Raw genomic sequence first — 13,147 nt, 5'->3', positions numbered from 1 at the left:
GCTCAGTTAACAGTCAACAGTTAACTGTTGAATCAATCCAAAAAGCGTGGCGTCAAGCAGTACGGACAATCCAGCATCTCCGGCTTCAATTGCGCCTGACAAGTTTTGCAGGTAAGTCCCTGCTTGCTTTTTGCTTTCATTTCAGCCTCCAGGCCAGAGTCTGTAAACGTCACACGCTCGACTTCTTCAAAAGTAGTCGCGCCTTCCCGCACCAACTGCAAGCTGTAAGCCAGTAGCGTTTTCATCCCTTCTTCCACTGCTGCTTCCTTAATTTGCTCTGTGGGAGCTCCTTGAGTGATCAGAGTTTGAAGCCGCTCAGTATTTTTCAGGAACTCGTAAACCCCTACCCGTCCTTTGTAGCCTATGCCGCCGCACTTCCGACAAAGTTGCTCGCGTTCTGCCAGTTCCTTCCTTTCCTCCACCGGTATGGTGTTGGCTTTGTAAACAGTTAGATCAATTTCTTGAGAAGGCGACAGACCGTACTTGCCGAGTTCTGCGGCAGTAGGCTGGTAAGGAATGCAGCATTTGTCGCAAACGCGCCGCATCAGACGCTGAGCCAACACGCCCAACAGAGCGGCCGAAACCATGAACGGTTCTACGCCCATTTCTGCCAAACGCGCGATCGACCCGGCCGCGTCGTTCGTGTGCAGCGTCGTCAGCACCAAGTGTCCGGTCAAAGCAGCTTCCAGAGCCGTTTTTGCCGTTTCCTTGTCCCGCGTTTCCCCCACCAGCATCACGTCAGGGTCTTGCCGCAAAAAGGCCCGCAGAATGTTGGAAAAAGTCAAGTCTTTTTCCCGAATTACTTGACATTGGGTAATTCCTGGCAAAGCATATTCGATCGGGTCTTCCGCCGTACTGATATTAACCCCCGGATCGTTCCGTTCCGACAGAATCGAGTAGAGAGTAGTTGATTTGCCCGAACCCGTCGGCCCCGTCACCAAAATCAGTCCGAACGGACGGCTAGCACTTTCTCGCACTAAAGCCAGAGTTTCTTCGTCGGAGATTAACAAACCCAAACCCAACTGAGTGCTGGAACTGTCCAAAATCCGCAGCACGATTTTTTCGCCGTACCGGGAAGGCAAGCAGTTCACCCGGAAATCCACCGTGCGTCCCTCAAACACCCGGCGGATGCGGCCGTCTTGAGCTTGTCGGCGTTCGGCAATATCCAGGTTGGCAATAATCTTGAAACGAGCGGTAATCGATGCGACTACCTGCTTGGGAAACCGGAAATACTCTTGCAGTACCCCGTCTTTCCGCATCCGAATCCGCATGAACTCTTCTTGAGGTTCTACGTGGATGTCAGACACCTTTTCCGACAAAGCTTTAGCCAAAATGATATTGACGGCCTTAATTACCGGAGCCGCCTCAGCATCGTCCAAAGTGTTAGCGAGGTCTTCTTGGTCGGCAGTCTCCTCTTCTAGGGAGAGTTCGCCAAAATCTCCCTCCCCTAAATCCATCTTTCTCTGCTTTTCGGCTGCTGCTATTTTGGCTGCTACCTTAACTTGCTCGTCTTGATAGGCCGAAGTTATGTCCTGATAGTCGTCTGGCGTAATCACCCGTCGCTGCAAAGCCAAGCCGTGAGGCTGTAAAATCCGCCGCAAATCTTCTATGGCGTTGAGGTTGTCGGGATCTACCATTGCCACTAAAACCGCCGCCGGCTCAGTTTCAGTCTTCGCTACGGGTAAAAACCGACCTTGGTGACAAATGTCGATCGAAATCTTCAACGCCTCGAGCATAACTCCGAGTTGCTCGTTAGACATTTCGCTCATCTCCGGGTCAAATGCTTCAACGCCGTAGACTATCTTCCGTTCAAACATCTGCTGCTTCTTGTAAAGTCGCAGCAATTCTGGAGGCAACGGCTGCCCGGTAAGTGCTTCTAATACCTCAGTCAACCGCTTACCCGACTTCTGGCTTTCAATTTGAGCTTGCTTCACTTGCTCGCCGTTGACGTAACCCGACAGAATCATCTTGGTGAGAGCCGGAGGAAATTGGCTCACAGAAACTATGGATGTGGAGGAGCGAAGCGGGGATGTGCTAGTCATAAAAAACACTCAATAGGTGGGAAACTCAGTCACACAGAGTGCTGAGAGGAAAACCAAGGCGGGGTTTTAACCCCCGTATTCTTTGCTTATGGATCAGCTATAGGGGTTCTCAAGCGTTGTGAGGTATGGGGGCTTTGTCCTATGCCTATGCCCACGGAGGCCACGGAGGCCACGGAGGCCACGGAGGCCACGGAGCCCTATGAGCACCTCATGTTACTGAGAAAGGCTATATGATTTTCTTGCTCAATCCCTATCTCTACAGTGTAAGCTCGCACTCCCCTCTAAGCTTCGTCCACAAATTGACGAGATGTTGGAGGGATTTGCGGGTGCTTGCAATCAAATCTTGTTCGTTGAGTGCTAAGTTGCTTACTTACCTGATTAACTTGCGGGATACTCTCGTTATAGCGTCAGGGCACATCACTTGGAGGTTCCCCGTACCGGGAGAGAAAAGCGGGGCGGGGTGTGTCCCCCTCCCAGGCTAATTCTATTTTCCCAAATTGTTTGCTCGAATTACAGCGCCCGTGGTGGCGCGGTTAGCTGTACTAAATTAAAGATGAGCTCTGTTCTGTGATGATAGCTTTTACGAAAGCCTCGATCGCCCTTTTGAAATATATTTTGATTAATTATCTGCGATCGGTCACTGCCCGATCGTCGGCTGCATGAGCCCCCTGGGCCAATTTTGAGCAACTCTAGTTTTGGGTCAGTAAATATTACTTTGATTCTATCATGGTGTCCGAACCTTTGTGAGGTAAGCTTGACGGTTCAAAAATCTTGGCAAGAGGCAAATTAGATATCAATCGTATTTACAGATGAACACCTCCGCCAGACCAGCTAAAGTCTATCATTTGACTGGCCAAAATTCGATACTTCAAGCGACTTCGGCGGTATCCACTCAGAAAAACCACACCCCCAATTCGCATCAAGATTAACAACCTAGTATCTGAGTTACACAAGCACACAGCTAACTACTTAGTCACTCCATACAAATTGCTCTTTCTCCTGACTTGGGAAACTCAGCAAATGGTAACAAATGCCAGCGTCAGCTTGTGACTAACACAGTCTGACCGACGATAACTTTAAGTTTCTCTCGTTTTAAGTAAACATTGAAACATCAAGCCTCCTAAGTGGGAATATTGTAGTAGACTTAACAGGCAAATATACTTATAAAAATTGTTGTAAAGGCGATCGCGTTAATTAAAAATCAGGAACCAACAAACGTTGGGTTTGCCCCATTAATGCCATAATATTATACCTAAATATTTAAACGGGGCTTTGAATATTTTATGGAAAGCTTTGAGCAATGTCTCCAGGTCGGGCGAGACTTCCTCTTTTCACATTGTGCCATACACTCTAAATTAGAGTCCTCTAGATTTACCGGGTTAACTGTATCTGCTAGAATTGATAGGGTTCTGTCGCGCAGCTTTTGTCAGGAACCTCAGCTATCAGGCATGAGGCTTGAAAGAGAAATCTCGAAAGCCGTTCTGACCAGATTAAGGCTTAATTGCCTACGTTTTGAGAGTCACGACACCCTGGAATGCGTAGCTAGTTCCTTGCTCTGTCGCTGAAGGTTAAACAGTTCTAAGGTCACGCTTTACAGTGCTTTGGGCCTAACAAGCTCTCAAAACATTGTCGAAGCTAACATTACCCCGCAAGGGAGGCTCGAAAAGAGCAAAACACTATGCGTACAGGGCTGGGAAGTTTGAGGCGGTAATTGTCCCGTTGAAAGTGCAACACAAAAGCACACCGAGCCAACCAGTCCCAAGGCGGTAGTAAATCAAAAATGTAAAGCCGTCCTTTTAGGACGGGGTTTCTACCCATTTTTCTGATGATTGACGAGGAAAAACAGCAAGATCAAGATCCTAACTCAACTGGGGAAACCACCCCAGAGGGTTCGCCAATGGCAAGCGAAAATCCGGCGGCATCAGGAAACTCGAACGAATCGGCGGATTGGGAGCTCGAACTTGCTCGAGCTTATCAAAGTGCTCAGGGCGATCGCACCCCAGCAAACGCATCGGGGCCTACCGTCACCGGCAGTTCAACCAACAGTCCGACTGCAGACGCGGCGGAGCCTTGGAAGAAGGAACTGGCCCAGGCCAACGATGAAAAAGAGGCTTTAAAAACTCAGTTGCAAGCCACATCCGCTCAACTAGAAGAACTGAAAAATCAAAATCTCCGCCTAGCAGCAGATTTTGAGAACTTCCGCAGGCGTACCCAAAAGGAAAAAGAAGAGCTAGATTTACAGGCAAGGTGTCTCACGATTAAACCCCTGTTGCCGGTAATTGACAATTTCGAGCGCGCTCGATCGCACATCAAGCCGCAAACCGATGGCGAAATGAACATTCACAAAAGCTACCAAAGCGTTTACAAGCAAATGGTAGACGGCCTCAAGCAAATCGGGGTTTCTCCGATGCGCCCCGAAGGCGAACAGTTTGACCCCAACCTCCACGAAGCTCTGCTGAGCGAGCCAAGTGACGAACACGAGGAAGGAACAATTATCCAAGAACTAGAACGCGGCTACATTCTGGGCGATCGCGTATTGCGGCACGCCAAAGTGAAAGTTGCAGCGGCTGGGCTATCTGTGGTAGCCTCAGATGAAAATCCCGATAGTTCGGAAGGTTAATCGGGATACAAGCTACTGCATTCCTCAAAGTCACTTACCCCCGAATAGAATTCGGGGGTTCCAAGGTGGCAGACTCACCAACTTCTTACATTAAAGATGACTAAAAGCAGGTCAGCGCTTTATCCAAAAATTCTGAAAAATGTTTTTACCCGTCTTTGATATTGCCTGATTGACATCAAGTTTATTTCCTACAAATCAGGTCGGGTGATGCTTGTTTGAACAAGCTGAGTCGTTTTTCTTCCCCCAACCTGTAGTTGGAGGTTTCCAAACATCCCACAAAGTTTTATGAGGCGCTATGGGAAAAATTATTGGAATTGACTTAGGCACAACTAACAGTTGCGTAGCTGTGTTAGAGGGCGGTAAACCCGTCGTGATCGCCAATTCCGAGGGCGGCCGCACAACTCCGAGTATAGTAGGATTCGGCAAGGCGGGCGATCGCTTAGTAGGTCAACTAGCCAAGCGGCAAGCTGTAACTAATGCTGTAAATACTGTCTACAGTATAAAACGATTTATCGGACGGCGGTGGGACGACACGGAAGAAGAACGAGCGCGGACTCCCTATACCTGCATAAAAGGCAAAGACGATACCGTTAACGTCCAAATTCGGAACAAGGTTCACACTCCCCAAGAAATCTCGGCAATGGTACTCCAAAAGCTCAAGCAAGATGCTGAAGCTTATTTGGGACAAACTGTTACCCAAGCCGTGATTACAGTGCCAGCGTACTTCACAGACGCCCAACGGCAAGCTACTAAAGACGCCGGTACGATCGCCGGCCTAGAAGTCCTGCGGATCGTCAACGAACCGACAGCGGCAGCCCTTTCCTACGGGCTGGACAAGCAAAATATAGAACAGAAAATCTTGGTCTTTGACCTAGGCGGCGGTACTTTCGACGTTTCGATCCTGCAACTGGGAGACGGAATTTTTGAAGTCAACGCTACCTCCGGTAACAACCATCTCGGAGGAGATGACTTTGACGACTGCATAGTGCAGTGGCTGGTAGAAGCTTTCCGCACTCAAGAAGGCAGTGACCTCTCACAAGACAAAATGGCCTTGCAGCGCCTCCGAGAAGCTGCGGAAAAAGCGAAAATCGAACTCTCCAACCGGGAATCCACCTCAATCAATTTGCCCTTCATCTCTTCTGACGAGAAAGGGCCGAAGCATTTGGAAATGGAACTCTCCAAAGCTCAGTTTGAAAAACTGGTGGCTCATTTGGTGCAAGCGACGATCGATCCGGTGACTCAAGCCCTCAAAGACGCAAGTTTGACCCCCAAAGACATAGACAGGATTATTTTAGTGGGAGGCTCAACCCGGATTCCGGCAGTTCAAAAGGCAATTAGCAAGTATTTTGGGGGCGTTTCTCCCGATAAATCCGTCAATCCCGACGAAGCTGTAGCGGTAGGCGCGGCAATTCAAGCCGGGGTGCTGGGTGGTGAAGTCAAAGACTTGCTGCTGCTTGATGTGACGCCGCTTTCCCTGGGGCTCGAAACCTTGGGCGGGGTGTTTACCAAAGTAATAGAGCGCAATACAACTATTCCCACCAGCCGATCGCAAATGTACAGCACGGCGGCAGACGGGCAAACCTCGGTAGAAATTCACGTACTCCAAGGCGAGCGGGCATTGGTTAAAGACAATAAAAGTCTCGGCAAATTCCTGCTCAAAGGCATTCCCCCAGCTCCCCGCGGCGTACCTCAAATCGAAGTTACCTTTGAAATCGATGCCAACGGGATTCTCAAAGTGGCTGCTGAAGACAAGGGAACCGGAAAAGAACAAAGCATCCAAATTTCCAATACAGGGGGATTGAGCGAAACCGAAGTCGAGCGGATGCGACAAGAAGCCGAACTTTACGCCGACGAGGACATCAAGCGCGCTCTACTCGTCGAACTCAAAAATCAAGCTGACTCCCTCGTCTATAATTGTGGTGTAACTTTAAAAACCAATGCCCAACTGCTGAGCGACGAGCTCAAGGCCGAAGCGGAAACAGCCGCAGCAGCCTTGCGGGCAGCGATGACTAACCCCGACATTACAATCGAGGAACTCACCCCCGCAATCGAATCTTTCAAGCAACTGCTATACTCGCTGGGGACAGCAGTCTACGACCAAGCCCGCAGCGGGGTAGCCCCACCGGGAGCGGTTGTTGAAAGCGAGATGATGTCAGAAGTAGAATCATCAGAACCAGAAGAGGTTAAAGCGGACGACGACAGCATTTTGCTGAAAGAAGAGCTGCAGGTGGCGCCCCAAGCTCCGCCGGAACCAAAGCCGGAACCAAAGCCGGCACCAAAGCCGGCACCAAAGCCGGAACCAAAGCTGGAATCCAAGCCGGAATCCAAGCCGGAGCGACAGTCAAAACGACAGTCAAATCCACAGTCAAATCCACAGCCAAGTCCACAGTCCAATCCACAGTCAAAACAAAAACAGAAGGTTCCCGAACCAGAAGTTGATGATATGAATCCTTTCCTTTAAAACAGAAAAGCTAAAAATTAAAAGTTAAAAATTAACAATGAGAATTTTTGATTTTTAATCTGTAATTTCAGGAAAGGTAGCCCGTTTCTTTTTCGTACACTTTTTGTTATTTACCTCCAGGCAAGCAGCTCTATGGCCGGTGATTACTATGAAATATTAGGCGTTTCTCGCAGCGCAGACAAAGAAGAAATTAAGCGTGCTTACCGCCGCCTAGCTCGCAAGTACCATCCAGATGTCAACAAAGAATCCGGTGCCGAGGAGCGGTTTAAAGAAATTAACCGCGCCTACGAGGTACTCTCAGAACCAGAAACCCGCGCTCGTTTCGACCGTTTCGGCGAAGCAGGCGTCAGCGGTGCAGGCGCACCTGGTTTCCAAGACTTTGGTGACAGCTTTGCCGATATTTTTGAAAGCTTCTTTCAGGGCTTTCAGGGAGGCGTCGGCCAACAACAGCAAGGTCGCAGGCGCAGCGGGCCGGTGCGCGGAGACGATTTGCGCCTCGATTTGCGGCTGGATTTTCGGGAAGCAGTGTTTGGTGGCGAAAAAGAACTCCGCATCAAGCATCTAGAAACCTGCGAGACTTGCACGGGGACTGGCGCCAAACCGGGAACCAGACCCCAAACCTGCTCGACTTGTACCGGCAGCGGTCAAGTCCGACGCGCTACCCGCACTCCTTTCGGCAGCTTTACTCAAGTTTCAGTTTGCCCCACTTGCAACGGCACCGGGCAAGTGATTGAGGATAAGTGCGAAACTTGCGGGGGCCGGGGCCAGAAAGAAGTGATGAAAAAGCTGAAAATCACAATTCCGGCTGGGGTTGACAACGGTACTCGCTTGCGCGTTTCCAATGAAGGGGATGCCGGCAAACTGGGCGGGCCGCCCGGAGATCTTTACGTGTTCTTGGCGGTGAATGAAGACCCGCTATTTAAGCGCGACGGCATTAACGTTAGCTCGGAAGTTAAAATTAGTTATTTGCAAGCAATTTTAGGGTGCCGGTTGGAAGTGGAAACCGTAGACGGGCCGACGGAATTGTTGATTCCTAGCGGAACTCAGGCGAATACTGTTCTGACTCTTGAGAAAAAAGGGGTGCCTCGGTTGGGAAATCCAGTCAGTCGCGGCGATCATTTGATTACGGTGTCTATTGACATTCCGACTAAGGTGACGGCTGAGGAACGGGAATTGCTGATGCAGCTTGCTAAGCTGAAGGGCGATCGTACTGGTAAAGGCGGTTTGGAAGGATTTCTGGGGAATTTGTTTCAGAAATAAGCAATTTTTGACACCAATTGGTGTCAAATTTTCCTGTTTCAGGATTCCCCAGCCATTTGTTTTAGTATCTGTCAAAAAATTGTGTGCAATTGCTCACAAAAATCTCAGGTGGGACGCTTCCTGGGCATTGCGTTTCAGCAGCGCTCAAAAAAGTGAGCGCAATTGCGCTCACTTTTTTCAGAAAGAATAACAGTCTGTGTCCAATTGGACACAAAATTTTAGATTCTCCAGTTTCCAGGCAACTTGTTTAAAAAACTAAGGCTTTCAGGATTTGAGATTGCAAAAAGTATTATGAATTCAACATCGAAAATTGAAAATCCCAAATCCCCAGATGCCAAAATCGATCTGCGGGGTACTCCGTGTCCTCTGAATTTTGTCCGCACTAAACTGCGCTTGGAGCAAATGGCACCGGGTGCTGTTTTGGAAGTGTGGCTGGATGCTGGGGAGCCGATCGAACAAGTACCTGATAGTCTCAAAATGGAAGGCTACCAGATTCTGGAAACGGAATTTGTCGCGGATCAGCCGGAGTCGGGTTTTTTTTCAATGAAAGTGCAGCGCCCAGAAGACAAGGAAGCAGGATGAGCCTGAATTCACCCTCCATCGTGGGTACTGTAATTGCTGTTCAGGCTAACTTCTACCAAGTGAGGTTAGATCCCGAAGTCTCCATTGACGGGAAAAATGCTCCCCTCGCGGATTCTCCGACTCTCCTGTGCACTCGTCGCACTAGACTGAAAAAAATTGGTCAACAGGTGATGGTGGGCGATCGCGTGGTGGTAGACGAACCCGACTGGACTGACCGCCGGGGAGCAATTTCTGAAGTATTCCCCCGCCAAACAGAACTCAACCGCCCACCTGTAGCTAATGCCGATCGCATTCTCCTTGTTTTTGCCCTTGCTGAACCACACTTAGATCCGGCATCATTAACTCGGTTTTTAGTCAAGGCCGAATCTACAGGTTTAGAGGTGAGTTTGTGCCTGAACAAATGCGATTTGGTGACGCCCGATGAGTTGGAACAGTGGCGCGATCGGCTTTCAGGCTGGGGCTACGAACCCATGTTTATTAGCGTCCGCAGCGGTGCAGGAGTTCAGGAAGCTCCCGCTAAGGGTCAAAATGAAATTTTTGCCTCGGAACCGCATTTAAATGACTTAGCGGAGAAAATAGAGCCATCTCGGCTGAGTTCTGAGGATAACCCCCAACTTCCAAATTCGGTCAAGGCGTTACATCCGTTAAACCCCGTACATAGCCCGTTGCCGAACTTGCTTCTAGACCACCTGCAAGGAAAAATAACGGTAATTTGTGGCCCTTCTGGCGTTGGCAAGTCCAGCTTAATCAACCAACTGATCCCGGCCCTGAATCTGCGAGTGAACGCTGTTTCCGGCAAACTCGGCCGCGGCCGCCACACGACTCGCCACGTCGAACTATTTGAACTTCCCGGCGGCGGACTTTTGGCCGATACTCCGGGCTTTAATCAGCCGGCTCTCGAATGCGATCCCTCAGAGTTAGCGGAATATTTCCCAGAAGCGCGCCAGAGGCTAGCTTTGGGTAGCTGCCAGTTTAGCGACTGTTCGCACCGAGACGAGCCTAACTGTGTGGTGCGGGGAGCTTGGGAGCGCTATGAGTATTACTTGCAGTTTCTCGAAGAGGCGATCGTCCGCCAACAAGCTCTGCAAAACTCTAGCAGTGCCGAATCGAGTTTGAAGCAGCAAACCAAGTCGGATGGTACGCAGCATTACGAACCGAAGCTGCAAACAAAAAAATATCGCCGCTCTTCCCGCCGCCTTCAACACCAATCGCTGCAAAATATGTGTCAAGATTTAGACGAGTTGTGAGGAAGTCGCCGCCCATCGCGCGCCGGCACTAGAAAACAGTACCAAGACTTACCCGGAAACCGGGTTTGCTCGACGAAAATACTTCGTTGTACCCCGATGCCCATTTCCCAAAATCGGCTTTCTTTAGTCGCGAGTGCGTAAGTCCTGAGTACATTAATAGCTAAAATTAAATGGCCTTAGATTTGTTAAAAAAAGTAGAACAGAAGCAAAAGTTAGCGGGTACTGCAGGAGCAAAAATATTGTGAATATTCAAGAACTGTTTCAAAAAGGCGGCCCCGCCATGTGGCCCCTGTTGCTGTTATCGATTTTATCTTTGAGTACAATTATCGAGCGCTTGTGGTTTTGGGCAAGCCTCCTGAGCAAAGAAAAGCAGATAGTTAACCGGATTCTTGAAGCGGCTCGCAGCGATTGGGGGGCTGCTAACGAGATTGCCAGACAAGCTAACCGACAGCCGATCGGGCGATTTCTTTCTGCACCCCTGCGGCTCTACAATCCCGAACCAGACTTATTTCGACTTGCACTCGAAGCTGCAGCCGATGAAGAGTTGGCTTCGATGCGCCGCGGTGACAAAATCTTAGAAGCTACGATCGCTCTAGCCCCGTTGCTGGGCTTGCTGGGAACAGTTTTGGGCTTGATTAACTCGCTCAGTTCCATCCGTCTGGGCGACATCGGCACGGCGGCAACAACTGGCGTAACTTTGGGGATTAGCGAGGCGCTGATCACGACTGCTACTGGGATGATAGTAGCAATTTTTAGCTTGGCCTTTTATAGGATATTTCAAGCTTTTTTGTTCAACCAGGCCAAAATATTTCGCAAAGCTGGAAATGAACTGGAATTGCTTTACAGGCAATACTGGCCTGCAGCTAATGCTAAGGGTCGAGCACCCGGTGCAGAATACAGCAATTCTTCTTTTGGTGCAGATGGTTTGAACAGGCGTTCTCTCAATTCTCAAGAATCGGGAGAACGGAATCGGGAGCCGAAATTGAAAGGTTCCGATCCGGCTGAAGATTCACCTTCTAATAATTAGAATCAAGGAGAACTGATGAAGATTAATCTAGATACTCCTGCGGAAGAGGCTCGGATTGAACTGGTGCCTTTAATTGACGTGATCTTTTGCATTCTGACGTTTTTTCTCCTGGCGGCTTTGCAACTGACTCGGCAGCAAGCCATTAATGTGGATTTGCCTAAAGCGAAGACAGGACAAGTACAGATGCGAGAGATGCTGATTGTCAGCATTGACGATTTCGGTCAAACTTATATCGACCAATTGCCTGTTAATTACCAACAACTCGATCGAGTTTTAAAGAGTTTCCAAAGCCAAAATCCTACGGGGTTGATGGTGCTGTACGCTCCTCAAAATGCTAGATATGCCAAAGTTGTCGAGGTTTTAGACAAATTGAGAGAGGTAGGGGGCGATAGAGTTGCCCTGGCAACTCTTCCTAGTTCGGCTCCCTCCCCATTGCCCAATACCTCGCTTCCCAATTCTGGCATTCCTGCGGCACCTGCGATCGGCAATTCCGGTCAACCCCTGCCGTCTCCTGTGCCTCCGGGGCAGCAACAGTTCAACCCCAATCAGTTTCAATCCCCTCTCCCCACTTCTGGGCAGCAGCAGTTCAATCCGAATCAGTTTCAATCCCCTCTCCCGGCTCCACAGCAGCCTAGTAACTTTGGGGCAAATCAGGGCATTCCTCCGGTTTCGCCTGCACCCGCTGCTCCCAATTTCAGACCCGGAATCGCCACTCCACCGCAGGATGGCGGGCCCTCGAATTAGTTAGGAAGAAGGTTCGGCAACGGATTGTGTAACGGAGGTAACGGATGTAACGGATGTCAGTCCGATGGAAGTCGAAAGAAGGGAGAAGGAAGAAGGGAGAACAGAGAAATAGAAATTTTCCCAATCTCCCCATCTGCCCCTCTCCCCATCTTCCACTCTCCTCATCTCCCCCTCTCCCCCTCTCCCCCTCTCCCCCTCGCGGAGAGAATCTCCGCCGGATTTGGTATAAAGGGCTTCAATTCTTTTGGTTCGTACTGAGCCTTTTTTCTCTTGACAAGTAGATACACTTGTATATGCCTGCGGAAGGAACTTTTGCAGACATCTCGGCATCTCTATCCCTAAGTAAGTTATTTCTTAGGACATATGGTAATTTTGTCAAATCATTGTTACCTTTTGTAATATAGACTAAAGCCAGATGGGAAATCGGGCATCCCGAAACCAATGGTCGATCGCTGAAACAACTTACAAATCTGGTTAATCCAGGTGTTCACTTTTAAGTCACCTTTACTTACAGAGGAGTCAAAGTCATGAGCCAACCAGCAGAATTGTCTTTGGAACAGCAATTTAGCCTGTGTTCCTTCAAAACACAGGTAAGTGACATGAGCCGTGAACAAGCTCAGGAGTTTTTGGTCAAGCTTTACGAGCAAATGATGCTACGAGAAACCATGTACCGCCATTTTCTGAAACACCACTGGGGTTTAGAACCTAACCCAGGCGTTGAATAACCAAGAGTCGCAGTCGGCGACCTCCGTCTCTTACTCTGTTCCCTCAAGCGGAAAGGAGTTGGGGGTGATGGGGCGTCACTCGAAGGCAGAAGGTAGAAGGCATCTGTACAGACGTGAGGAAAATTTTACAATTCCTTTGTGGATTTCACTGAATGTGGAAGTCGAGGTCAGCAGTTTGTCGATCGACACCACCGGAGATCGCAAAGATAATTTATCGCGCCTCGCCTCGAAAATTGGATAACTCTTAATAATAAGTGTTAATTTTTTAACCCATTAAAATTTTTAACTATTAAATATATTTGTCTTTAGTTGCAGCGGATGAGGTCTGACAGCAATGGCGCTAGTCGGACATCTGAGCGCGACCTGCTACACAAATACTAGACAAGTCTCGACATTTGCTTCTTACTTCATCGGGAGCATGGGAGCGGTTATCCCTCAG

Annotated in this window: 10 protein-coding genes; 9 read left to right on the top strand and 1 reads right to left on the bottom strand. The window is 49.3% G+C overall.

All coding sequences use genetic code 11. The features are described 5' to 3' along the window. Positions 1-32: 32 nt before the first annotated feature. Positions 33-2,042, bottom strand: coding sequence for a GspE/PulE family protein (locus QUB35_RS30460; RefSeq protein WP_333145353.1), 2,010 nt, complete (start codon positions 2,040-2,042; stop codon positions 33-35). Between the two features lie 1,825 nt (positions 2,043-3,867). On the opposite strand from QUB35_RS30460, the gene grpE reads away from it, so the two are divergent. From grpE to QUB35_RS30415, 9 genes are all read left to right on the top strand, one after another. Further along, on the top strand, positions 3,868-4,662 hold the full coding sequence (gene grpE / locus QUB35_RS30455; protein ID WP_333145352.1) for a nucleotide exchange factor GrpE: 795 nt from the start codon (positions 3,868-3,870) through the stop codon (positions 4,660-4,662). A gap of 295 nt (positions 4,663-4,957) precedes the next feature. Continuing rightward, on the top strand, positions 4,958-7,123 hold the full coding sequence (gene dnaK / locus QUB35_RS30450; RefSeq protein ID WP_333145351.1) for a molecular chaperone DnaK: 2,166 nt from the start codon (positions 4,958-4,960) through the stop codon (positions 7,121-7,123). Positions 7,124-7,255: 132 nt separating this feature from the next. Next, a complete protein-coding gene (gene dnaJ, locus QUB35_RS30445) occupies positions 7,256-8,383 on the top strand; it encodes a molecular chaperone DnaJ (RefSeq protein WP_333145350.1) in 1,128 nt (375 codons plus the stop codon). A gap of 291 nt (positions 8,384-8,674) precedes the next feature. Further along, positions 8,675-8,965 (top strand): sulfurtransferase TusA family protein, encoded by a 291-nt coding sequence (locus tag QUB35_RS30440; protein ID WP_333145349.1) that lies wholly within the window; start codon positions 8,675-8,677, stop codon positions 8,963-8,965. Beyond that, the gene (gene rsgA, locus QUB35_RS30435) at positions 8,962-10,212 is read left to right on the top strand and encodes a ribosome small subunit-dependent GTPase A (protein ID WP_333145348.1); all 1,251 of its coding nucleotides are present in this window, start codon (positions 8,962-8,964) and stop codon (positions 10,210-10,212) included. Before QUB35_RS30440 ends, rsgA begins: the two co-directional genes overlap by 4 nt. A 241-nt stretch (positions 10,213-10,453) precedes the next feature. Then, a complete protein-coding gene (locus tag QUB35_RS30430; protein ID WP_333145347.1) occupies positions 10,454-11,239 on the top strand; it encodes a MotA/TolQ/ExbB proton channel family protein in 786 nt (261 codons plus the stop codon). 15 nt (positions 11,240-11,254) lie between these two features. Continuing rightward, positions 11,255-11,983: a biopolymer transporter ExbD gene (locus QUB35_RS30425; RefSeq protein ID WP_333145346.1), complete on the top strand. Its 729-nt coding sequence runs from the start codon at positions 11,255-11,257 to the stop codon at positions 11,981-11,983. A 527-nt stretch (positions 11,984-12,510) separates the two neighbouring features. Continuing rightward, complete coding sequence (locus tag QUB35_RS30420; protein WP_006635253.1) at positions 12,511-12,708, top strand: NblA/ycf18 family protein; 198 nt, start codon at positions 12,511-12,513, stop codon at positions 12,706-12,708. Between the two features lie 67 nt (positions 12,709-12,775). Further along, the gene (locus tag QUB35_RS30415; RefSeq protein WP_333145345.1) at positions 12,776-12,949 is read left to right on the top strand and encodes a hypothetical protein; all 174 of its coding nucleotides are present in this window, start codon (positions 12,776-12,778) and stop codon (positions 12,947-12,949) included. Positions 12,950-13,147: the final 198 nt, after the last annotated feature.

This window comes from Microcoleus sp. B13-B6, assembly GCF_036705405.1.
GTDB lineage: Bacteria > Cyanobacteriota > Cyanobacteriia > Cyanobacteriales > Microcoleaceae > Microcoleus.
This window is presented reverse-complemented; position numbering and strand designations above follow the sequence as displayed.

Excerpts from the sequence above, each read along its gene's own strand:
- QUB35_RS30460 (WP_333145353.1), bottom strand. The coding sequence starts at position 2,042 with ATGACTAGCACATCCCCGCTTCGCTCCTCCACATCCATAGTTTCTGTG.
- grpE (WP_333145352.1), top strand. The coding sequence starts at position 3,868 with ATGATTGACGAGGAAAAACAGCAAGATCAAGATCCTAACTCAACTGGG.
- dnaK (WP_333145351.1), top strand. The coding sequence starts at position 4,958 with ATGGGAAAAATTATTGGAATTGACTTAGGCACAACTAACAGTTGCGTA.
- dnaJ (WP_333145350.1), top strand. The coding sequence starts at position 7,256 with ATGGCCGGTGATTACTATGAAATATTAGGCGTTTCTCGCAGCGCAGAC.
- QUB35_RS30440 (WP_333145349.1), top strand. The coding sequence starts at position 8,675 with ATGAATTCAACATCGAAAATTGAAAATCCCAAATCCCCAGATGCCAAA.
- rsgA (WP_333145348.1), top strand. The coding sequence starts at position 8,962 with ATGAGCCTGAATTCACCCTCCATCGTGGGTACTGTAATTGCTGTTCAG.
- QUB35_RS30425 (WP_333145346.1), top strand. The coding sequence starts at position 11,255 with ATGAAGATTAATCTAGATACTCCTGCGGAAGAGGCTCGGATTGAACTG.
- QUB35_RS30420 (WP_006635253.1), top strand. The coding sequence starts at position 12,511 with ATGAGCCAACCAGCAGAATTGTCTTTGGAACAGCAATTTAGCCTGTGT.
- QUB35_RS30415 (WP_333145345.1), top strand. The coding sequence starts at position 12,776 with ATGGGGCGTCACTCGAAGGCAGAAGGTAGAAGGCATCTGTACAGACGT.